Genomic DNA, 22,970 nt, shown 5'->3' on the forward strand with positions numbered 1-22,970 from the left:
AATGAAATAAAACAAATGAATTATTACGATATTTATAATAAAAGTATTACTTCTTCTGAACAATTCTGGAAAGAACAAGCAGAAAAGTTAGAATGGTATAATCAACCATCTATCATATTATCAAAAGACCAAAACGATTATCCATTGTGGTTTGCTGATGGAGATTTAAACGCATGTTACTTGGCTGTAGACAAGCATATACAAGACGGATATGGAGATCAAGTGGCTATCATCTACGATTCACCGGTTACACAAACTGTAAAAAAGTATACATTTAACGAAGTCAAAGCTGAAGTTGCTAAATTGGCTGGTGGTTTATTGTCTTTAGGACTTGTAAAAGGCGACATAGCAGTTATTTATATGCCAATGATTCCACAAGCTGCTTTTGCTATGTTAGCTTGTGCTAGAATAGGAGTAACGCATTCCGTTGTTTTTGGAGGTTTTGCTCCTCATGAATTAGCTATTCGTATTGATGATTGCGAACCAAAAGCAATTATTACGGCTTCATCTGGAATTGAAATTGATAGATTAATTGCTTACAAACCTTTAGTAGATGAAGCTATCGAATTAGCCAATCATAAGCCTGAAAAAGTTGTTGTTTTCAATAGAAAATTAGGCGCTAGAGTTCCTTTTAAAAAGTACGATGTTGATTATGATGCTTTAGTTTATGGCTCAGAAGAAACGCCATGTGTTCCTGTAAATGCTACGCATCCTTTATATATTTTATACACTTCTGGAACTACTGGAAAACCAAAAGGAATTGTTAGAGATACAGGTGGTTATGTAACTTCACTTAAATTTTCAATTCAAAATATTTATGATGTAAAAGAAGGAGATGTTTTTTGGGCAGCTTCCGATGTGGGTTGGGTAGTAGGTCATAGTTATATTGTTTATGGACCATTAATCAATCGTAATACAACCATTGTATTTGAAGGAAAACCAATTCGTACACCTGATGCAAGTACTTTTTGGCGTGTTATTGCAGAACACAAAGTAAATGTAATGTTTACCGCACCAACAGCTATTCGTGCTATTAAAAAAGAAGATCCTAATGGCGAATTCATCAAGCAATATGATTTAAATAGTTTAAGAATTCAATTTCTAGCTGGAGAACGTTGTGATGTTGCTACATTAGAATGGTATCGAGAACATATTCCAATTCCAGCTATCGACCATTGGTGGCAAACAGAATCGGGTTGGCCAATGATTGCTAACATGATGGGAGTGGAGTATTTACCTATAAAACCAGGTTCAGCTGGAAAAGCGGTTTCTGGATACGATATCCGCATTTTTGATGAAAATGGAAAAGAATTAGGTCCTAATGAAGAAGGTTATGTTGTAATCAAATTGCCATTGCCTCCTGGGACTTTAATGGATCTTTGGAAAGATAACGAACGTTTTAAGGCTGGTTATTTGAATAAATTTCCTGGTTATTATTTCTCTGGTGATGGTGGTTATAAAGACGATGACGATTATATTTATATTACCGGTAGAGTAGATGATGTTATCAATGTTGCCGGACACAGACTTTCTACTGCTGAAATGGAAGAAATTGTAGCGTCGCATCATTCGGTTGCAGAATGTGCTGTCATTGGAATAAATGATGAATTAAAAGGACAAATTCCTTTAGCATTAGTTGTAGCTAAATCTGGTGAAAACATAGAACATTTTCAATTACAACATGAAATCGTTCATTTGGTTCGAGATCAAATAGGAGCAGTTGCTTCATTACGAGATGTAGTTGTGGTACAACGTTTACCAAAAACTCGTTCAGGTAAAATTCTTCGTAAAATGATGCGAAGTATTGCTGATGGCGCTGATTTTCAAATTCCGTCAACTATTGATGATGAAGCAATTATAGACGAAATTAAAGATGTTTTAGAATATGCCAAAATCGGTACTTTTAAATAAATAGCATCTATTGCTAACATTTTTTAACGAATTGTTAAACTATACTTATTTAGCAAAAAAATGTATTTTTCTTAAAACAGATTGGCTATCTTTACATTATCAATTAAAAATAAAGCTAAAAAAATGAGTTACTATAAAATTAAAGACTTAGAGAATTATTTTAAAATGTATAAAAAGTCGGTACGAGAACCTAGAAAATTCTGGGATCGTATTGCCGATGAAAACTTTACTTGGTATCAAAAATGGGATAAAGTTTTTGATTTTGACATGCAAGAAGCTGAATTCAAATGGTTTTTGAATGCGAAAGTAAATATTACTAAAAACTGTATCGACAGACATTTGGCAAAAAGAGGCGATAAAACTGCTATTATTTTTGAACCAAATGACCCTAGCGAAGCTGCTCAACATATTTCATATAACGAATTATATGCTAGAGTTTCAAAATTAGCCAATGTATTGCGCGATCAAGGAGTTAAAAAAGGTGATAGAGTTTGTATTTATTTACCTATGATTCCTGAATTAGCAGTTGCAGTATTGGCTTGTGCTCGTATTGGAGCTATTCACTCGGTTGTATTTGCAGGATTTTCTTCTTCTGCAGTTGCTGCTCGTATTAATGATAGTGAATGTAAAATGGTAATTACTTCAGATGGAAGTTACCGTGGAAATAAAGCTATTGATTTAAAAGGTATTGTTGACGAAGCTTTAGAAAAATGCCCATCTGTTGAAAAAGTATTAGTAGTTAAAAGAACCAATACTGAAGTAAACATGCAAGAAGGAAGAGATTTATGGTTACAACCCTTAATGGATGCTGCTCTTGGTAACAATGTGGCTGAAATTATGGATGCTGAAGATCCTTTATTCATTCTTTACACTTCTGGTTCAACCGGAAAACCAAAAGGAATGGTGCATTCTACTGCTGGTTACATGGTTTACACCGCTTATACATTCAAAAATGTATTCAATTACGAAGAAAACGATATTTACTGGTGTACAGCTGATATTGGTTGGATTACTGGACATTCATACATCTTATACGGACCACTTTTAAATGGTGCAACAACCGTAATCTTCGAAGGAGTTCCTTCTTATCCAGATTTTAGTCGTTTTTGGGAAGTAATTGAAAAACATAATGTTACACAATTCTACACTGCACCAACAGCAATCCGTGCGTTAGCAAAAGAAAGTTTAGATTATGTACAACGTTTCCCTTTAAGTTCATTAAAAGTTATTGGTTCGGTAGGTGAGCCAATTAACGAGGAAGCTTGGCACTGGTACAACGACCATGTTGGTGGAAAACGTTGTCCATTAGTAGATACTTGGTGGCAAACTGAAACTGGAGGTATTATGATTTCTCCAATTCCATTTGTAACACCAACAAAACCAACATACGCTTCATTACCATTACCAGGAATTCAACCTGTTTTAATGGACGAATTGCGTAATGAAATTGAAGGAAATCAAGTTACAGGAAGTTTGTGTATTAAATTCCCTTGGCCATCTATGGCAAGAACAATTTGGGGTGATCACCAACGTTATAAAGAAACGTATTTTACTGCTTTCCCAGGCAAATATTTCACTGGTGATGGTGCTTTACGCGATGAAGTAGGATATTACAGAATTACTGGTAGAGTAGATGATGTAATTATTGTTTCTGGACACAATTTAGGAACGGCTCCAATTGAAGATGCAATTAACGAACATCCAGCAGTTGCAGAAAGTGCAATTGTAGGTTTCCCTCATGATATTAAAGGAAATGCATTATATGGATATGTAATTCTAAAAGAAACAGGAGAATCTCGTAATCAAGACAATTTAAGAAAAGAAATTAATCAGTTGATTTCTGATCAAATTGGTCCTATTGCGAAGTTAGATAAAATTCAATTTGTAAATGGTTTACCAAAAACACGTTCTGGTAAAATCATGAGAAGAATATTAAGAAAGATTGCTGAAGGAGATTTCTCAAACTTTGGAGATATTTCAACTTTATTAAATCCTGAAATAGTGGACGAAATTAAAGAAGGCAAACTCTAGTTTTTTAGTTTTATTGGTTAGAACTGCTTCAGAAATGGAGCAGTTTTTTTATTGATTTAAACTCTTTATTTTTGCTTTAAAAAACAAATAACAAAAAATAAGATACGGAACTGTCGAAATAATGATGTCTTCATTTAAAGTTAATAAGCCAACCAATACAAAAACTAGCACAATAGGAGATAAAGCTATAACTCCTAAAAGATTCCATTTTGGAGAAAAATCATTATAAATAATCGAAATAAGAATAAGAATTTGTGATAGCAAACCCACTAAAATAATGGGATGCGTAAAATTTTGTAGCCAATGTTCTTTACTTCTAAAAATTTCATATTCAGCCTGAAAAATAAAAGAAGTATTATTTGGCCATTCTAAATAACAGAATTGAAAAGACAATAGTAAACCTAAATTAATTAATCTTTTCATGGATAAAGAATTAAATTTCGAGTTTCTTTTTAAGTTTTAAAAACAATAAAGCTGTTATAAAAGCATCACCACTTGCGGTGTGTCGGTCCGATTTTTTTATTTTATAAATATCACACAACTCATCGAGCGAACTGTGTTGTTCTTGTGGTAAATATTTCAATTTTTGATACATAACATCAGTATCCATAGCCTGATTTTCAAGTTTACCAACATCCAAACGATTTAAGGCTTGATTAATCATTTCAATATCAAAATCAACATGATGACCAACAAGCGTAGCATCTTTTATGAAATCTAAAAAACGAATAACGGCTTCTGCTTCAACAATCTTTTCTTCTTTTCCTTCTCTTAAAATCCCATGGATAGGCACAGATTCTGCTTTAAAAACGTCTTGTTGTAAAAAAACTTCCATAAAATCACCTACAATAATTTGGTTATTTTGAATGGCAACTGCACCAATAGATAAAATTCGGTCCGATTTATAATCCAAACCAGTAGTTTCGCAATCAAAAACTACATATCTATTTGGTTTACTCTGATTTCCATCAAAATAACTCAAATACGTTTCCCAAAATTTAGGATAATCTTTTACTATTTTTTTGAACCAATTGAACTTCATATTACGTAAAATAAGTTAATTGGAATCGGTTCTTAATTACTTCTTGAATATCGTTAATCGGCTGAAAATCGTTTTTAAGTTTTACTTTATCTAACTTCGATAACTCACTTAAATTCAAATATCTACCATCCGATTCGTTTTTTAAACCTTCTTCTGTTCTAAACTTTAATAATTCTGCAAAAGCATCTGCACAAGCTTCATAAACAGGAGCGTTTTGTGGCTCTAATTCGGCTAATTTTGCATATCTAGAAATGGTATTAGAAGTATTTTTAATTCCTTTGCTTAATGATATAATTCGAGCAGCATCTATTAAAGGCATTAAAGCTCTTCCTTTTAAATCAAAAGTATCTTTGTGTTCACCATCGCTTTCAACTAAAAATTGACGGAAAAAGCCTAGTGGTGGTGGATTCTTTAATGCATCAGCACCTAAATAAGCATAAAATAATTGATTATCATGAGTTTCCTCGTATACAGTTTTCGTAATCGCATCTACTAAAGATTCATTTCCATAAACAAAATCGTAATCAAAGAAAATAGTACACATTAAAATTCCTTTTTCACCAGGAGCAGTAATCCATCCTTTAAATTGATTTTGCCAATCTGTTAATGATTTACACCATAACGGATTACTTGCCATCATTTCAGCCGGACAATATTCATAACCAACTTTATTCAACGTTTTGGTTACTTTTTCAGCAAGTGTAAGAAAATATTGTTTTACAGCATCGTATTTATCTTCTGGAACGTCTTCAAAAACGATAGCATTGTCTTGATCGGTTAATAAAAGTTGTTCTTTTCTTCCTTGGCTACCAATGTTCATCCAGGCAAATTGGGCTGGAGGAGGAGTTCCTATTTTTTCAATTGCCAATTCAATTGCTCTTTTGGTGATAGCTAAATTTATTTCGCCTACAATCGAACCTATATGATTGATTGGTACATTTTTATCTAACGAATGTTGAATTAAATCAGTTAATTTATCTCTAACTTCTTTTAAATCAGATGATTTTTGCGCTCTTTTGGATTGTTTTAAAAGAACTCCAGGATTGTTTGCTTGGGCAACAACAATATCATGTTCGGTTATAATTCCAGTAATTTCAGAATCCGTAGAACCATCTTTTGTAACACATAAATGCGAAACATTATTTTTAAGCATTATAATTTGAGCTTCAGCAATTGATAAATTGTCGGCAACCGTAATTACAGGCGATGTCATAATTTTATCAATAGTAACATCAATAGAATATAAGCCTGTTGCAATTTTAGAACGCAAGTCTTTATCTGTTACAATTCCGATTGGTTTTCTGTTTTCATGAATAATCATGCTACCAATTTTACTGCTCGACATAGTTTGTGCTACAAATTTCACAATATCTGTAGGTGTTGCAGTAATTGGATTTGCAGTATATTTTATAGGTTGGTAATATTGAATTTCAGCACTTTGATCGTTATAAATAACATTTTCAGAAATTAATTTTCCTTTATGATTTTTATCGTAGGGATTCCTTGTATTAGAAGCAAAACTTTCTAATAAAAAGCTTAAAACTTCCGAATTTGCTGCTACAAATGGCTTAAAAGTTTCAATAGGAATTGCATAAACAATACTTTCTTCACGAGCTTTTGCTGTCATTAAATAATTATTTTTTGCAAAAAACGGACGCAATCCCAAAATATCGCCTTCGTCACATTTATCAATTAAAACATCATCAGCATCAGAAGTTACAGATAAACCAACAGCACCAGAAGCAACTACGTAGAAAAAATCATGCGTAGCATCGTTTATTTTGAATAAAGTTTGATTTTTTTCTAAATAAATAACGTGACACGATTTTGCAATATCCAATAAACTTTGATACGTTAAACTTGAAAAAGGAGGATAATGCTTTAAAAAATCGGTGATACGTTCTGCGATAGGGTTTTTCATAAACTCATTATTATAAAACGAAGATACGAAGTTTGGCTGTGTTATTAAAGTAAATGCTTAAATTTTCTATTTTACATAATGTATATTATAATTCAAAATAATATGATTTAAAAATAGTTAAAATACTGAGCAAAACGTTTGTGTAAAATTATCAGAAAGTTTAGTTTTGCAATCTATATTTTACATATCATGGAAAACAGACAAGCCCTTAAATTGATCGAGAAAATTCAGAAAGAATTATTTAAAGATAATTTTAAAGTTTCTGAAATTGTTACCGATTTAAAAAAACTTAGAGAAATTACATTAGAATTAAATAATCCGGTTGTAACGAAAGCTTTACGTTTGGCCTACGAACATTTAGAAAACAATAATGGATTTTTTATTGGAATTCCTGATGATGAACCAATTGATAGCAAAGACGCAGAATTAGAAGCAAATATTTCTGAAGACAACAATGTTGAAAGTTTTAATTACTTCTTGTCTTTACTTACTGATTTAGAAAAGAAAAACAACGTTTTAGATTTAAGAGAATACAATAAAGCATTTTTAGCGTACTAATTTTAAATTCTATTTTACATAATATAAATCGGTAAGTTTTTACCGATTTTTTTTATTTTTCTTAACGTATTACCGTTGTTTTATTATTTAATTTTGTTTCAAATCTAACATCTAATGTCTAAAGTTAAAAAATCGAGAGTAAAATTACTTCATCAATACTATAAATATACTGGTTTTTATTCCTTCATTTGGCAAGGAGTTAAAGGTGCTATTTTGCCAACAGCAATTATAGTTGCCATTCTTTTTTATGTAAATTATAAGGTAATCAATTTAAATGAAGCTTTACTTTATGTAACGCAAAACTTCAGCGATTTCTTTATTTTCTCTATATTTTTAGCTTCTGAAAGTATTTTAGGATTAATTCCACCAGATATTTTTATTGCTTGGACAAAAAATACCGAAAGCCCACTACTCTATCTTTCTTTGTTGGCTTTTTTATCGTATTTAGGTGGTGTTATTGCTTATTTTATGGGAATGGCTATTGCTGCAATTCCTTCTATTAATAAGTATTTATACGGAAAAATGTCGAAACATATTATTAATATGCAAAAATGGGGCGGTTTCTTAATTGCTGTTGGAGCTTTATTACCTTTGCCTTTTGCTATTGCTTGTTTGGCAGCTGGAATGATTAATTATTCTAGAAAACATTTCTTTATGTTTGCCTTACTACGTTTCTTCCGTTTTATAATTTATGGATTTGTAATATACTCTGCTTTATCATGATAAAATCATTTCGATCAATAGCTTTATTAGAAGGACTTTCTTTATTAGCTTTATTATTTTTTGCAATGCCAATGAAATATATGGCTGATAATCCTATTTATGTAAAAAACATAGGAATGGCTCATGGAATTTTATTTATTCTATACATTGCCTTTGCTATTTTAATAAAAAACGAACAAAAATGGAATCTTAAAACGTTTATGATTGTTTGTTTGGCTTCTATTGTTCCATTTGGAACTTTTTATATTGAGAAAAAATATTTGCAGAAAGCTTAATGAAAATGTTCAATTGGGCATATGATGTTTTTAAAAGTCTCGACTTTAGTGATGTAGTATCTTCTTATCTGAATTTAGCTATCAATGTTGTCGTACTTATTGTTGTAGCCTATATATTAGATTATCTTTTTAAAAAGATATTCATTATTTTCTTAGCAATTGTTGCTGCTCGAACAAAATCGTCTTTTGATGATTTTTTAGTAGCTAATAAAACGGCAAAATATTTAGCACATTTAGTTCCTTTATTATTCATTTATAAAACGGTTCCAGTAATATTAAAGAATTTTACTTATTGGGAATACCTTTTTGAAAAAGGAATTAAAATCTACATTATAATATTATCACTTTGGATTACCCGAAGTATTTTCAATTCGTTAAGAGATTATTTAAAACAAAAACCTCGTTTTAGCGATAAGCCAATCGACAGTTACATTCAGGTAATTATGTTGTTTTTATGGCTTTTCGGAATAGTTTCTTTCGTTTTAATTCTATTTGATGTTAGTAAAACTACTTTATTAACAACTTTCGGATCTATTTCGGCTGTTATCATCTTAATTTTTAGAGATACCATTTTAGGTTTTGTTGCTAGTATTTCTGTTTCGGTAAACGATATGGTTCGTATCGGCGATTGGATTACTATGGAGAAATTTGGTGCCGATGGTGATGTTATAGAAATTAACCTCGCTACAGTAAAAGTTAGAAACTTTGATAATACAACCACTACAATTCCGACTTATAGTTTAATTTCGGATAGTTTTAAAAACTGGCGAGGAATGTTAGATTCTGATGGAAGAAGAATCAAACGTTACATTTTAATCAAAGCAAGTTCTGTACGTTTTATAAATGATGATGAATTGAATACTTTCAGAAAAATTCAACATTTATCGTCTTATATCGATCATCGTCAGGCTGATATCAACAAATACAATATAAGTAATAATGTAGATAAATCAGTCATTATAAATGGTAGAAATTTAACCAATTTGGGATTGTTTAGAAAATACATCAATCAATATATTTTATCTCATCCTGGAATCAATAAAGACATGCATTTGATGATTAGACATTTGCAACCTACTGAAAATGGGATTCCTTTAGAAATTTATTGTTTTTCAAAAGATAAAACTTGGGTAAACTACGAACATATTATGGCGGATATTTTTGATCATATTATGGCTTCTGTTTCTCATTTTGATTTAGAAATTTTTGAAACGATTTCTTCTTCTAAAGACTTAAAATAAAATACTTTATACAAACTTATCTTACATAAATTGGGAAATAATTTATAAAAGACTATTTTTGCCCAAAATCTATTTAAAAAATGAAGAAAATTATTTTATTATCTGCTTTACTATTAACATTTAGTGAAATTAACGCTCAAGACGAAAAAATTCAAAAAGAAACTTTATCTGAAGGATTTAATAAATGGTCGGTTGATGTAAATGCAGGATTAAGCAAACCTACTGCTCCTTTTTCAACAAATTATTATTCAAGTAATACTAACTTCATCCATGGAGATTTAGGAGTTCGTTACATGTTTAATAATAAATTTGGTTTAAAATTAGATTTCGGATTAGATTCTTTCAAAAATAAATCAGAAAGTTTTGCATTCGAAGGAAAATATTATAGAACTAGTTTACAAGGTGTTGTAAATTTAGGTAGAATCTTAAGTTTTGAAGATTGGACGCAAAGAATCAATTTACAAGCGCATTCAGGTGTTGGTTTCTCATTTATGACAAATGATAAATTCGATGGAAATGATGATATGACTAACTTTATCTTAGGATTAACGGCACAATTCAAATTATGTAATAGAGTTGCTTTGAATGCTGATTTTTCTATGATTAATAACATAAATCAACAATATACTTTTGATGGTATTGAAGACCCAGCAGTTAAAGAAGACAGAGGTTTCAACAGTACTATTTATAATGCATCTATTGGTTTATCTATTTATTTAGGAAAACATGCTAAACATGCTGACTGGGATACTTCAAACCCAAGATTAGATGAATTAGAAAGAAGAGTTGCTGAATTAGAAACTAAATTAATTGATACAGACAAAGACGGTGTTGCTGATTATTTAGATGAAGAGAAAAGCTCTGCTCCAAATGCTATAGTAGACACTAAAGGAAGAACTGTTGATGCTAACAAAAATGGTGTTGATGATAAAGTGGAAGCTTATGTAGACAGCAAAACTAAATCTTCAGGTTCTGAAGGACATTCAATTGAAGATATGATTAACGGTGGTTATATAACTGTTTTCTTCGATTTCAATTCAACTAAACCAACTGCAGATTCATATAGTGCAATTAACTTTGTAACTCAGTATTTAAAATCAAATCCAAATTCAAGTGTTGAGATTTTAGGATTTGCTGATGAAATTGGAAATTCAGAATACAACAATACACTTTCTGCTACAAGAGCAAACTTTGTAAAAGATGTCATTACAAAAGCAGGAATCAATGCTTCAAGATTATCAGTTAAAGGTCAAGGTGAAGATACATCAGTAGATGCATCATCAGCAGACGCAAGAAGACTTGTTAGAAAAGTAATTTTCAAATTAAAGTAATTAACAACTGATTCTTAATAACTTATAAATAACCTCCTAATTTTAGGGGGTTATTTTTTTTAACTTTAATACAACTAATTCACGCAACTATGAAAACGAAAGACGAATCTCTGTTAGAAATTAGAGGTGCAAGTATTGGAGTTATTACAGAACAATCGAGTATTGAAGAAAAATTCCAAAACCAAACCTTACGTCCTATTCTAAAATTTCAAAATGAATTATTTATTGAAGTATTTAGAAATTATGCGGTAAAACAAAAAGGCGTTTTCTTTACACTTTCTCCAGAAAAGAAAATGAATTACATTGAAAATGCTATCCAGCGTGATATCAAATTCAGAAATTCATTAAAAGGAATCGTAATAGGAATGTTTACTGTTACTGAATACAAAGAGTACATTCTAAATTCATCTAACTTAAACAAACGCATGATGAATTTATTGATTGAACGTTTAAAAAACCAAATTCAGATAATTTAATGTGACAATTAGTCAATGTGTCAATGAGGAGAAAAGAATTGACACATCGGCACATTGAAAAATTGGCTAATTATATAAAGATTCACCATTTAAATCGGTGCTCAAAACATCGCTCATGTAATCAAAAAATGGTCGCATAGCTTGAAACGTTTTTAAAACTTCTTCTTGAAAATTAGGAGCCAATACTTCTTTGTCTGTAAAACTTCGGGTTACTAAATATTGTTTTTTACGAATCAAATCTATTGCTGGATGTGTTTTATCAAATCCTTTAGGAGCTGTTTTTAATTCTTCACCTTTAAGTTCGCCAAAATATTTTTTAAAAGTAGCATCAGCAACTATAGTTCTTACTTCTTCATCATCCATTTCAAATTCTTTTCTAATGCGCTGTAAATCGGCAGCATTTGGTTCCCAAAAACCACCGCCTACAAAACTTCCTCCAGGTTCAATATGCAAATAATAACCACCTCGCAATAATGGTTTAGTTCTAGCAAAACTTACGCTAAAATGATTTTTATACGGCGATTTATCTTTAGAAAAACGCACATCACGATAAATTCTGTAAATCTGCATGCGTTCGATGCTATCCACTTTTCCCAGTTGCTCCCCTACTGATGTGAAAAACGATTTTGCTAGTTTTTGTTCAGCTTCAAAGGCTTTTTTATGTTCAGCAAACCAGTCGCGGTTATTATTTTCCTTAAGTTGATTTAAAAATTCTAAACTTGATTTTTGTAGCATACGATTATTTTTTTTTAACACATAGACATATAGTTTTAATAACTTTTAGTTAGATGTTATACTTGACATAGCCAAACAAAGCGCCATGTGAAAATATAATGCTTAAAACACAGAGAAATAAAATTATTATCTATGTGTCTATGTGTTTCAATAGTAATTATTTATTCAAACGATCTTTTACAAATTCAATTTGGGTTTTGCCATGAGGCGCTGGTTTTCCATCTGGACCTAAATTTACCATTGTAATATTTTCAATAGAAATAATAGTTTCTCTTGTCATCATATTGCGAACTTCACTTTTTAGAACCAATGATGTTTTACCAAATTTCACTACGTCAATTCCTATTTCAACAATATCACCTTGATTAGCAGAATTCATAAAATTAATTTCACTCATGTATTTGGTTACTACACGCGAATTTTCTAATTGAACAATCGAATACAAAGCCGCTTCTTCGTCTATCCAAGCCAACATTTTTCCACCAAATAAAGTTCCGTTAGCATTCAAATCTTCGGGCTTTACCCATTTTCTTGTATGAAATCTCATGTTTATCTTTTTATTTTTAAAGGTAAGAATTTTTGGAGAAATTTGGATATATTTGTTTAAATATATTGTTACGAATTAATTAGAAAATTTTAAAAAGACAACTATGAAAATGAGAAATTTTAATTTAAAGATTTTAATATTGTTTTTATTTTGCTATTTCCAAATAAGTTGTCAAGATAAAAATCACAATATTGAAAATAGAAAAAATATTACTGCTGATTCTGATAAAAATTTCAGAAATAATTTAGAGAATAAACCTAAACTATTTCTGAAATTTTGGAAAAATATGACGCAAGAAGATTTTGATAGAGTTGTGAATGTTTTAGTAAAAGACAAAGTTTTAGAAAATGATAATTTAATCAATTTATATTATAGGGTCAGTGCTGATTGTAAAATAGAATTAGAGCCTATTTTTTATAAAGAAAAGCTAAAAGAAATAAAATTAATTAATGCAGAATGTATTTATCCTCTCTATAAAGAAAAATATAATCTTCCTGATTTAAAAAGAAAAAATTATACTGACTATGAATATATTGAAAATAATCCAGATTATTTTCCAGTAATGTTGTATCAAAATGATAAAAATGAAATTGTAAATTTACCAGATGCATTTTATGATAAAAACAATTTTCTACCTAAAGGCAAAACGATTAAATTAAAAGTAGAGAATAATTTTTCACAGGGTATGCTTCCAAATACCCCATTAATAGTTTTTAAAGATGATATAGTTATTGTTTTTGACCAAGAAATAATAAAATCAGTTTATGATACTTATAGTTATTCATTGGAAAACAGTAAAGAAATTAGAGAATACAAATTAACCACTAAAGGGAATGAAGGCCTAATGGGTTTTGGTAAAGAGTCTAAATACTTAATTTCAAATTCAAAACTTAGAACCGTTAGTATTAATTCATCAGTCTTAATAAAAATTATTTATAAATCAAAAGAAGACTACGAAGAAGAAATTAAACAAGAGGAAGCAATAAAGAATGATGCTTTGAAAAATGAAAGAGTTAATTCAGAAAAAAGAAGTTCTGTTCTTAATGATATTTAAAACATAAAAAATAATATTTTATTTAGAACTTTTACTTTACTTCTCCCTTCCCTTCAAAACCTTCACAGCATCATTCAATTGAAAACCTTTTGCTTGCAACAAAATCAAATAGTGAAATAATAAATCGGCACTTTCATTTAAAAATAAGTCGTTGTTGTTATCTTTTGCTTCAATAACCACTTCAACAGCTTCTTCGCCAACTTTTTGTGCAATTTTATTAATTCCTTTTTCAAACAAAGAAGCTACATAACTTTTTTCAGCCGTTGCGCTTTCTTTTCGTTCTTTAATTGTGTTTTCTAATTTAGTTAGGAAACCATAATCTTGTTTATTATTTTCGTTCCAACAAGTATCAGAACCCGTGTGACATGTTGGGCCAACTGGTTTTACTTTCACTAAAAGAGTATCATTGTCACAATCTTCTTTAATCGAAATTAGTTCTAAAAAGTTACCACTCTCCTCACCTTTTGTCCATAATCGATTTTTTGTACGACTAAAAAAAGTCACTTTGTTAGTAGCTAATGTTTTATCTAATGCTTCTTGATTCATATATCCAAGCATCAAAACATTTTTAGTTTCGTTGTCTTGAATAATGGCTGGAATTAGGCTGTCTGGGGTTTTATTAAAATTTACTTTCATGATTTTTATTTTTTGAAACACATAGTCACATAGTTTTCTTAATTATTTCTATGTGGCCTATGTATTGAATTTTATAATCTGACTGTTATTTTTTGATTCTTTAAATACTGTTTTAATTCTGGAATTTCGATTTCTTGATAATGAAAAACACTAGCTGCTAAGGCGGCATCGGCTTTTCCATTAATAAAAGTTTCAGCAAAATGTTCCATAGTTCCCGCACCACCAGAAGCTATGATGGGTATATTTACGATTTCGGATAACTTGGCTAAAGCTTCATTAGCGAATCCGTTTTTTGTTCCATCGTTATTCATGGAAGTGAACAAAATTTCGCCAGCGCCACGTTGCTCGACTTCTTTTACCCAATCGAATAAATTCAATTCCGTAGGAACTTTTCCGCCAACTAAATGAACTATCCAATCTCCATCAATTTGTTTCGCATCAATAGCAACAACAACGCACTGACTTCCATATTTTGCTGCAATTTCGTTTATCAAATTCGGATTTTTAACGGCTGAAGAATTAATCGAAATTTTATCCGCGCCATTACGAAGTAAAACATCAACATCAGCAATGGAAGAAATACCACCTCCAACGGTAAAGGGAATATTTATTGCAGCTGCTACTTTTCGAACCAAATCGATTAGTGTTGCTCTACGCTCTTCAGTTGCCGAAATGTCTAAAAAAACCAATTCATCGGCACCGGTTGCAGCGTATTTCTTTGCCAATTCTACTGGATTACCAGCATCTTTTAAATCCACAAAGTTGACACCTTTTACAGTTCGACCGTTTTTGATGTCTAAGCAGGGAATGATTCTTTTTGTTAACATAATTTAGTGATAAGTGATTAGTAAATAGTGATTAGCTTAAAGAACTTTTTACTTTTTACTTATTAATAATATAATTTTCTAATTGTTTTAAGGTGATTCTACCTTCATAAATCGCTTTTCCAATGATGGTTCCTTCGCAACCTAATTCGGCTAACTTGGGTAATTCATCGAAAGTTGAAATTCCTCCTGAAGCGATAAGTTTTAATCTCGCTTCTCGACTTCGCTCGAAATGATATGCTCGATTTGACAAATCAGAATCCAAAATTCTTTGATATAATTCAAAACTTGGACCTTCTAACATACCATCTTTTGAAATATCGGTGCAAATCACGTATTGTATTCCTTCTTTCTGATAATTTTGAATAAACGGAATCACTTCTTCTTTTGATTCTTCTAACCAACCTGAAATCGTTATTTTTTCGTTCATTGCATCAGCACCTAGAATGATTTTATATGCTCCATATTGCTGAATCCAACTTTTGAAAACTTCGGGTTGTTTGATGGCAATACTTCCACCTGTAATTTGATTTGCGCCACTTTCAAAAGCAATTTTCAAATCAGCATGGGATTTTAAACCGCCACCAAAATCGATTTTTAAACTCGTTTTTAAAGCAATTTGTTCCAATACTTTGTAGTTCACAATTCTACTGGATTTGGCTCCGTCTAAGTCGACTAAATGCAAATACTGAATTCCGTGTGCTTCAAAACATTTAGCTATTTCAAGCGGATTTTCGTTGTATATTTTTTTGGTATCATAATCACCTTTGGAAAGACGAACGCATTTTCCTTCGATGATGTCTATGGCTGGGATTATTCTCATTTTTTTTGGTTTTGGTTAATTGGTAATGGGTTATAGGTTAAGAAAGTTTTTCAAAATTTGTTCTCCAAACACTCCACTTTTCTCAGGGTGAAATTGTACTCCGAAGAAGTTATCGCGTTGCAATGCCGTGCTATATTCGAGTTCGTAATTCGTTGTAGCAATCGTGTTTTCAGATAATGGCGCATAAAAACTATGAACCAAATACATGAATTCATTTTCTTTAATTCCATCAAATAATGACGATTTCAAATTGTAAATCGTATTCCAACCCATTTGAGGGACTTTTACCTCATTTGAAAATTTCACGACATTGACATCAAAAATTGCTAATCCGTTGGTATTTCCTTCTTCTGAATGTTTACACATCAATTGCATTCCCAAACAAATTCCTAAAACCGGTTGATTCAGGGTAGGAATCAATACATCTAATCCACTATCAACCAACATTTTCATAGCACTACTCGCCTCGCCTACACCCGGAAAAATGACTTTATCAGCTTTCTTTATGGTATTCCAATCATTAGTGACAATTCCTTCAAAGCCCAGTCGTTCTAAAGCGAATAAAACACTTTGAACATTTCCTGCTCCGTAATCTATTATTGCTATTTTCATTATAACATTCCTTTTGTTGAAGGTAAAATCATTTTTTCTGTATCACGTTTTACCGCTACTTTTATTGCTTTAGCGAAGGCTTTAAAAATCGCTTCAATTTTGTGGTGTTCGTTTGTGCCTTCAGCTTTGATATTTAGATTCGCTTTGGCTCCGTCTGTGAACGATTTGAAGAAATGAAAAAACATTTCGGTTGGCATTTGACCAATCATTTCACGTTTAAATTCAGCTTCCCAAACCAACCAATTTCTTCCGCCAAAATCAATAGCTACTTGTGCCAAACAATCGTCCATTGGTAAACAAAATCCGTAGCGTTCGATACCTAATTTGTTGCATAATGCTTTTGCAAAAACTTCACCTAATGCAATGGCAGTATCTTCAATCGTGTGGTGTTCATCAACTTCTAAATCGCCTTTGACTTGAATTTCTAAATCTATTTGACCGTGACGCGCAATTTGGTCCAACATGTGATCGAAAAAGGAAATTCCGGTGTTGATGTTGCTTTTTCCTGTTCCGTCTAAATTTAAAGTGATAGCGATATCGGTTTCATTTGTTGTTCTCGAAATCGAAGCTGTTCTTTCCTTCAATTTTAGAAACTCGTAAATCTTTTGCCAATCATTGGTTTGTAGAGCAATTACATTTTGGAGTTCTTCCAATGAAGTCGCAATTTCGTTTCCTCCCAAATTCTCTTCGTTTTTAATGAAAATTGCTTTCGAACCTAAGTTTTTAGCCAATTCAACATCGGTAATTCTATCGCCAATTACATAAGAATTCTCCAAATCGTATTCCGGATTGTTCAAATACTTGGTTAACATTCCTGTTCTAGGCTTTCTGGTTGGCGCGTTATCTTCTGGAAAACTTCTGTCGATAAAAATTTCGTCAAATTTTATGCCTTCATTTTCAAATGCTTTCAGGATGAAATTTTGTGTTGGCCAAAAAGTGTCTTCCGGAAAACTATCCGTTCCTAATCCATCTTGATTAGTTACGATAGCCAATTCAAAATCCAATTCTTTGGCGATTTTACTCATATATTGAAATACTTTTGGATAGAATTCCAATTTGGTTAAACAATCCAATTGATAATTTTCTGGTTCTACGACCAAAGTTCCATCTCTATCTATAAATAATACTCTTTTCGGCATTGTTGAAAGTTTTTAATAATTCGATAACTTGCTCGGTTTCTTCTTTGGTTCCAATACTAATTCGTAAGCAATTTTCGCATAAAGGTTGATTACTTCTGTTGCGAACCACTACTCCATTTTCGATAAATTGTTGGTATCTAAAATTCGCATCATCGACTTTAATCAAAATAAAATTAGCATCCGATGGATATATTTTTTCAACAAATTCGCATTTTGAAAGTGCTTCGATGAGTTTATTTCGCTCCACCAATATTTTTCTAACTTGCGTTGGCATCGTACTTTGCAACAATTTTTTGACAGCAGTTTCTTGTGACAAACCGTTAATGTTGTAAGGTGGCTTAATTTTATTCAAAACTGCAATAATTTCTCTAGATGCATACAAAATTCCGATTCGTAATCCTGCCATTGCATAAGCTTTTGATAAAGTTTGGGTGATAATCAAATTAGGAAAATCTTTCAAAACACTTAACCAACTTTCCTCTTTTGAAAAATCAATATACGCTTCATCAATTACCACTAATCCTTTAAATTGATTTAAAATTTTGATTACTGATGCATCTGTAAAAGAATTTCCTGTTGGGTTGTTTGGTGAACACAAAAAGATGATTTTAGTATTGTTATCCACAGCATTTAGAATGGCTTCAACATTCGGTTGAAATTCCTCATTTAGCAATACTTCACGATTTTCAATAGCATTGATGTTCGCTAAAACTCCGTACATTCCATATGTTGGTGGTAATGTGATGATATTATCGCGATTCGGTTCACAAAAGGCTCTAAAAATCAAATCTAAAACTTCATCGCTCCCATTACCAAGTAAAATATTTTCTTTTGAAACATTGTTTTTATCTCCAATAATGGCTTTTAGCTCTTTTTGTTGTGGATCTGGATAACGATTCATACCGTTAGTAAACGGATTTTCATTAGCATCTAAATAGACCATTGGCTTTTTAAACTGTTCAAATTCATCGCGTGCTGAAGAATATGGACTCAGTTTTTTAACGTTTTCTCTGATTATATTTTCTAAATTCATAAATTTTATTTTAGTCTTAATGAAACAGCATTTTTGTGAGCTTGTAAACCTTCGGCTTCTGCCATGATTTCTATTGCTTTTCCGATGTTTTGAATTCCTTCATTTGATATTTTTTGAAAGGTCATTGCTTTCAAGAAACTATCTAAATTTACACCACTATAGCTTTTAGAATAACCGTTTGTAGGCAATGTGTGATTGGTTCCAGAAGCATAATCGCCAGCGCTTTCTGGAGTATAATTTCCAATAAAAATCGAACCTGCATTTTGAATTCCGTCAACGAAATAATCTTCGTTTTTAGAACATACAATAAAATGTTCTGGTCCGTACTCATTAATTAATGATAAAGCCGTTTTTTCGGTTTCAACAAAGATTAATTTGGAATTATTAATAGCCACTTGCGCGATTTCTTGTCTTGGAAGAACTTTCAATTGTTTATAAATTTCTTCTTCCACATCGTTTAAAATGTTTTTATTGGTAGTAACCAAAATCACTTGGCTGTCTTTTCCGTGTTCAGCTTGACTTAATAAATCGGAAGCTACGAAACTTGGAATTGCCGTTTCATCAGCGTAAACTAATAATTCACTTGGGCCTGCTGGCATATCAATTGCAACTCCATTTTGAGAAGCAAATTGTTTTGCAATCGTTACAAATTGATTTCCTGGTCCGAAAATTTTGTAGACTTGTGGAATGGTTTCTGTTCCGAATGTCATACCTGCAATTGCTTGAATTCCGCCTACTTTATAAATTTTGGTTACACCACATAAATCAGCAGCATATAGAATTGCAGAATTAATTTTTCCATTTTTATCAGAAGGCGAACACAATATAATTTCTTTACAACCTGCTAATTTTGCTGGAACTGCCAACATTAAAACCGTTGAAAACAAGGGAGCCGTTCCACCTGGAATATATAAACCGACTTTTTGAATCGGACGTTTTTCTTGCCAACACATAACTCCGATAGTTGTTTCTACAACTATTTTATCCGTTTTTTGAGCAGCGTGAAATTGTTCGATATTTGATTTGGCTAATTGAATTGCTTCTTTTAGTTCCGTTGAAACTTCATTTTTAGCAATTTCAATTTCTTCTTGTGTGACTTGAATATTTTCTAAAGTTACACCATCAAAGAAGCAAGCATATTTTGCAATAGCTTTGTCACCTTTTTGTTGTACTTCTTTGAAAATTTGTTTTACCGTTTCTTCTACGTCTGAGAAAGTTTGGGTTGGTCTTTTGCAAATTTCTGACCAAGTTTCGGGTTGTGGGTTGTATATTTTTTTCATGATTCTATATTCTAAATTCTTTTTTCTTTTAAAGGACCATTTTTTCAATTGGACAAACTAAAATACCTTCGGCTCCAGCTTCTTTTAACTGATCTATGACTTCCCAAAATTGATCTTCATCGATAACAGAATGTACGCTACTCCAACCATCTTCTGCTAAAGGCATAACTGTTGGACTTTTTAAAACAGGGAGAATTTTGCTGATTTCTGAAATTTTATCATTGGGTACATTCATCAAAATATATTTTGATTTTCTTGATTGCAAAACCGATTGGATTCTAAATTGTAATTTGGATAAAACTTGTTTGGCTTCTTCCGAAATTTGAGGAGAAACAGCTAATACGGCTTCGCTTTTTAGAATCACTTCGACTTCTTTTAAACCGTTTTTAAATAAGGTACTTCCGCTGGAAACGATATCTACAATCGCATCAGAAAGTCCGATATTTGGTGCAATTTCAACCGAGCCTGAAATTTGGTGAATATCTACGGAAATTCCTTTAGAAGAAAAATAATCTACTACGGTTTTTGGATAAGAAGTAGCTACTCGTAATCCGTTTAAATCTTGAATGGAATTGTAGTTGAAATTCTTTGGAACCGCTACCGAAACTTTGCATTTTGAAAATCCTAATTTCTCAGCAATTTGAATATTTTGCCCTTTTTCAACTAGAAGATTATCACCAACAATAGCAATATCAACTACACCATCAATCAAATATTGTGGAATATCGGAATTACGTAAATAATACACTTCTAAAGGAAAATTGGAAGCGGTAACTTTTAATTGGTCATTACCATTATACACTGAAATTCCGCAATCTTTTAAGATTTGGATACTTTCATCGTGAAGTCGACCTGATTTTTGAATAGCAATTTTTAACGTGTTCATTTTAATTTTATTTAATTTTAAAATGAGTACACCAAGAAGTTTTTTAAAAAATGCTTACCAACAAAAAACCCGCTTGATGTACTCAAACGGGTTAATTGATTATATGGATTAATTACATAGCATCATTACTTCGCTTGAGCGGAGGTATGATGATGATGTAATTGATTTAAAAACATAGTTTTTGTTGTTATTTAACTCTGCAAAGTTAACGACTAATTTTTCGAATAAACAAAATGTTTTTGAAATTTTATATTTTGTTTAGTGATCATCGTCGTGTGTTTCAGCTTCTTCTGTTTCTACTGAAGTATTGTTAACACTAACATTTTCTCTAATTTCTGTATGACGAATTTCGCCTCCAGAAGTTCCAACATATTTAGACAAAACAGCTGATCCAATTGCAAAAACAAACACAACATAAGAAATTAGTGCTGCTTTTGCGTGATTTTTTAAATTAGTAACCAATCCTGCAATTGAAAGTATTCCTAGTGCATAAAGTACTTTCATAAACGTTTCAGCAATTTCTTCGTGTTCGTGAATTATATCGTGAGAAATACCTAATTCTTCTACAATTTCCTCTGCTCCTTCTCCTGTCATCATAGTAGCTTTTGCCATAATCATACAAAAGATAAAAATTACATAAGCCGTATTGACTAAAACTGTTTGCTTTTTGAATATTCCATAAGCTAAAATTCCTATTCCAAAGAATAACCCGATAATTGGAAAATGGTTAAAAACCATGTGTAAATGCGCTTGATTCATAGTTTTAATATTTTAATTAGTTAAATCGAAAACACCTTTTGTCAAAATTTTCGAATTTTCATTAATCATCTCATTTGGGATAATTTCCACAAATTGTTCAGATGTTTCTCCAATCGTAACTAGGGTTTTCTTAAATGTATAATTTCCTTTTTGTTCTTTTAATAAAAGTATGAAATTCTTTTCATTTTCAGTAATTAAAGCATCATGTGGAATGGCTAAACCTTTTTTAGAATGCGTAACTATTCCGGCTTCAACAAACATTCCAGAAAGCAATTTGGCCTTATCAGCAGCGTTTAAAACTCCGAAAACAGAAATCGTACGATCTTTATTTTCTATTGATTTTCCTACTAATTGCACACTTGAAGTATAGTGACTTTTACTTGCTTCAGGAATTGTAAAATTGATTTTTTGACCTTCTTTTACATTCAAAATGTCTTTTTCAAAAATGCTCAAATTCAAATGTAAATAATTGGTATCCACAACTTCTAGAATAACATCTGAAGGCGACATGAACATTCCCACATTTGCATTCATAACTGTAATATCACCAGAAATTGGTGATGCTAACGTAATTACAGAAGTAAATTTTCCTTTTTCAACTTTTGCAGGACTAATGTTCAATAACAGTAATTTCTCTTTTAATCCTTGATACATTCCTTTTGCTTGGCGATAATCACTTTCTGCTTTTAAATAGTTCTTTTGCGATGTAATCTTTTCATTAAACAAAGTTTTCTGACGTTCAAACTCCGATTTTAAATAATTGATTTGCTCGGCAACTTCAACATATTCTTTCTGAATATCTAAATATTCTGTGTTTTCTAATGTAATTAAAGCTTGTCCTTTTCTTACTTTATCACCAACTAACAATGAAGTTGATTTTACATAACCACCAATAAAAGGCGTTATTTTAGCACGATATTGTGGCGGAACATCTATTTTTCCTGAACATTTGATAGTTGCATCAAAATCTTGAGTTGAAGGTGTTTCAACTTGCATTCCTGAAGACTTGAATTGCTCTTCAGTAACAGTAATTATTCCATCATCTTGAGTGGTTTGTTCGACTTCTTTTTCTTTATTACAAGAAACAGTTAACAGAACTAAGGCTAATATTGAAAATATATTTTTCATTTGAA

The 22,970-nt window shown here is 31.3% G+C and carries 24 protein-coding genes; 9 read left to right on the forward strand and 15 right to left on the reverse strand.

The window, feature by feature from the left end; translation table 11 throughout:
• Window positions 1–15: 15 nt before the first annotated feature.
• Window positions 16–1,911 carry an acetate--CoA ligase gene (locus LOS89_RS06290; protein WP_231836990.1) on the forward strand — a complete coding sequence of 632 codons (1,896 nt, stop codon included), beginning with the start codon at window positions 16–18 and terminating at the stop codon, window positions 1,909–1,911.
• Window positions 1,912–2,034: 123 nt separating this feature from the next.
• Window positions 2,035–3,942 carry an acetate--CoA ligase gene (gene acs / locus LOS89_RS06295; protein ID WP_231836991.1) on the forward strand — a complete coding sequence of 636 codons (1,908 nt, stop codon included), beginning with the start codon at window positions 2,035–2,037 and terminating at the stop codon, window positions 3,940–3,942.
• 48 nt (window positions 3,943–3,990) lie between these two features.
• On the opposite strand, the gene LOS89_RS06300 is transcribed toward acs, so the two are convergent.
• From LOS89_RS06300 to LOS89_RS06310, 3 genes are read right to left on the reverse strand one after another with little or no spacing between them, the layout of a single operon-like run.
• The gene (locus tag LOS89_RS06300; RefSeq protein WP_231836992.1) at window positions 3,991–4,365 is read right to left on the reverse strand and encodes a hypothetical protein; all 375 of its coding nucleotides are present in this window, start codon (window positions 4,363–4,365) and stop codon (window positions 3,991–3,993) included.
• Window positions 4,366–4,375: 10 nt separating this feature from the next.
• A complete protein-coding gene (locus tag LOS89_RS06305; protein ID WP_231836993.1) occupies window positions 4,376–4,984 on the reverse strand; it encodes a 3'-5' exonuclease in 609 nt (202 codons plus the stop codon).
• Window position 4,985: 1 nt separating this feature from the next.
• Complete coding sequence (locus LOS89_RS06310; RefSeq protein WP_231836994.1) at window positions 4,986–6,905, reverse strand: DUF294 nucleotidyltransferase-like domain-containing protein; 1,920 nt, start codon at window positions 6,903–6,905, stop codon at window positions 4,986–4,988.
• A gap of 189 nt (window positions 6,906–7,094) precedes the next feature.
• Here LOS89_RS06310 and LOS89_RS06315 point away from each other — a divergent pair, with 189 nt between their 5' ends.
• The 6 genes from LOS89_RS06315 to LOS89_RS06340 all read left to right on the forward strand — a co-directional run bounded on the left by LOS89_RS06315 (window position 7,095) and on the right by LOS89_RS06340 (window position 11,509).
• Complete coding sequence (locus tag LOS89_RS06315; protein WP_231836995.1) at window positions 7,095–7,463, forward strand: hypothetical protein; 369 nt, start codon at window positions 7,095–7,097, stop codon at window positions 7,461–7,463.
• A gap of 114 nt (window positions 7,464–7,577) precedes the next feature.
• Complete coding sequence (locus LOS89_RS06320) at window positions 7,578–8,186, forward strand: YqaA family protein (protein WP_231836996.1); 609 nt, start codon at window positions 7,578–7,580, stop codon at window positions 8,184–8,186.
• Window positions 8,183–8,461, forward strand: a complete 279-nt coding sequence (locus LOS89_RS06325) for a DUF3817 domain-containing protein (protein ID WP_231836997.1) — start codon at window positions 8,183–8,185, stop codon at window positions 8,459–8,461. The genes LOS89_RS06320 and LOS89_RS06325 overlap by 4 nt, the downstream gene beginning before the upstream one ends.
• Window positions 8,461–9,702 carry a mechanosensitive ion channel family protein gene (locus LOS89_RS06330; RefSeq protein ID WP_231836998.1) on the forward strand — a complete coding sequence of 414 codons (1,242 nt, stop codon included), beginning with the start codon at window positions 8,461–8,463 and terminating at the stop codon, window positions 9,700–9,702. The genes LOS89_RS06325 and LOS89_RS06330 overlap by 1 nt, the downstream gene beginning before the upstream one ends.
• An 80-nt stretch (window positions 9,703–9,782) precedes the next feature.
• Window positions 9,783–11,033 carry an OmpA family protein gene (locus LOS89_RS06335; protein WP_231837000.1) on the forward strand — a complete coding sequence of 417 codons (1,251 nt, stop codon included), beginning with the start codon at window positions 9,783–9,785 and terminating at the stop codon, window positions 11,031–11,033.
• An 89-nt stretch (window positions 11,034–11,122) separates the two neighbouring features.
• Complete coding sequence (locus LOS89_RS06340) at window positions 11,123–11,509, forward strand: glyoxalase (protein WP_231837001.1); 387 nt, start codon at window positions 11,123–11,125, stop codon at window positions 11,507–11,509.
• Between the two features lie 66 nt (window positions 11,510–11,575).
• Here the strand turns inward: LOS89_RS06340 and LOS89_RS06345 are convergent, their stop codons facing one another.
• Both LOS89_RS06345 and LOS89_RS06350 read right to left on the reverse strand, forming a co-directional pair.
• A complete protein-coding gene (locus tag LOS89_RS06345) occupies window positions 11,576–12,244 on the reverse strand; it encodes a DUF2461 domain-containing protein (protein ID WP_231837002.1) in 669 nt (222 codons plus the stop codon).
• Between the two features lie 157 nt (window positions 12,245–12,401).
• A complete protein-coding gene (locus tag LOS89_RS06350) occupies window positions 12,402–12,791 on the reverse strand; it encodes an acyl-CoA thioesterase (protein WP_231837003.1) in 390 nt (129 codons plus the stop codon).
• Window positions 12,792–13,077: 286 nt separating this feature from the next.
• Between LOS89_RS06350 and LOS89_RS06355 the strand changes: the two genes are divergently transcribed.
• Entirely contained in the window at window positions 13,078–13,845 is a 768-nt protein-coding gene (locus LOS89_RS06355; RefSeq protein ID WP_231837004.1) for a hypothetical protein, read from the forward strand.
• Window positions 13,846–13,881: 36 nt separating this feature from the next.
• On the opposite strand, the gene hisIE is transcribed toward LOS89_RS06355, so the two are convergent.
• The 10 genes from hisIE to LOS89_RS06405 form a co-directional block, all read right to left on the reverse strand.
• Window positions 13,882–14,481 (reverse strand): bifunctional phosphoribosyl-AMP cyclohydrolase/phosphoribosyl-ATP diphosphatase HisIE, encoded by a 600-nt coding sequence (gene hisIE, locus LOS89_RS06360; protein ID WP_231837005.1) that lies wholly within the window; start codon window positions 14,479–14,481, stop codon window positions 13,882–13,884.
• Window positions 14,482–14,552: 71 nt separating this feature from the next.
• Entirely contained in the window at window positions 14,553–15,308 is a 756-nt protein-coding gene (hisF, locus tag LOS89_RS06365) for an imidazole glycerol phosphate synthase subunit HisF (protein ID WP_231837006.1), read from the reverse strand.
• Window positions 15,309–15,363: 55 nt separating this feature from the next.
• A complete protein-coding gene (gene hisA, locus LOS89_RS06370; RefSeq protein ID WP_231837007.1) occupies window positions 15,364–16,128 on the reverse strand; it encodes a 1-(5-phosphoribosyl)-5-[(5-phosphoribosylamino)methylideneamino]imidazole-4-carboxamide isomerase in 765 nt (254 codons plus the stop codon).
• 30 nt (window positions 16,129–16,158) lie between these two features.
• Window positions 16,159–16,740 carry an imidazole glycerol phosphate synthase subunit HisH gene (gene hisH / locus LOS89_RS06375; protein ID WP_231837008.1) on the reverse strand — a complete coding sequence of 194 codons (582 nt, stop codon included), beginning with the start codon at window positions 16,738–16,740 and terminating at the stop codon, window positions 16,159–16,161.
• Window positions 16,740–17,879, reverse strand: coding sequence for a bifunctional histidinol-phosphatase/imidazoleglycerol-phosphate dehydratase HisB (gene hisB, locus LOS89_RS06380; protein WP_231837009.1), 1,140 nt, complete (start codon window positions 17,877–17,879; stop codon window positions 16,740–16,742). The genes hisH and hisB overlap by 1 nt, the downstream gene beginning before the upstream one ends.
• Entirely contained in the window at window positions 17,851–18,912 is a 1,062-nt protein-coding gene (gene hisC, locus LOS89_RS06385) for a histidinol-phosphate transaminase (protein ID WP_374107732.1), read from the reverse strand. Before hisC ends, hisB begins: the two co-directional genes overlap by 29 nt.
• A gap of 5 nt (window positions 18,913–18,917) precedes the next feature.
• Window positions 18,918–20,192: a histidinol dehydrogenase gene (gene hisD / locus LOS89_RS06390; protein WP_231837010.1), complete on the reverse strand. Its 1,275-nt coding sequence runs from the start codon at window positions 20,190–20,192 to the stop codon at window positions 18,918–18,920.
• 28 nt (window positions 20,193–20,220) lie between these two features.
• Complete coding sequence (gene hisG, locus LOS89_RS06395; protein WP_231837012.1) at window positions 20,221–21,078, reverse strand: ATP phosphoribosyltransferase; 858 nt, start codon at window positions 21,076–21,078, stop codon at window positions 20,221–20,223.
• Between the two features lie 258 nt (window positions 21,079–21,336).
• The gene (locus LOS89_RS06400; protein ID WP_231837014.1) at window positions 21,337–21,837 is read right to left on the reverse strand and encodes a hypothetical protein; all 501 of its coding nucleotides are present in this window, start codon (window positions 21,835–21,837) and stop codon (window positions 21,337–21,339) included.
• 12 nt (window positions 21,838–21,849) lie between these two features.
• Window positions 21,850–22,965 (reverse strand): efflux RND transporter periplasmic adaptor subunit, encoded by a 1,116-nt coding sequence (locus tag LOS89_RS06405; protein ID WP_231837016.1) that lies wholly within the window; start codon window positions 22,963–22,965, stop codon window positions 21,850–21,852.
• Between the last annotated feature and the right edge of the window lie 5 nt (window positions 22,966–22,970).

It is taken from the genome of Flavobacterium channae (assembly GCF_021172165.1).
Taxonomy (GTDB): Bacteria; Bacteroidota; Bacteroidia; order Flavobacteriales; family Flavobacteriaceae; genus Flavobacterium; species Flavobacterium channae.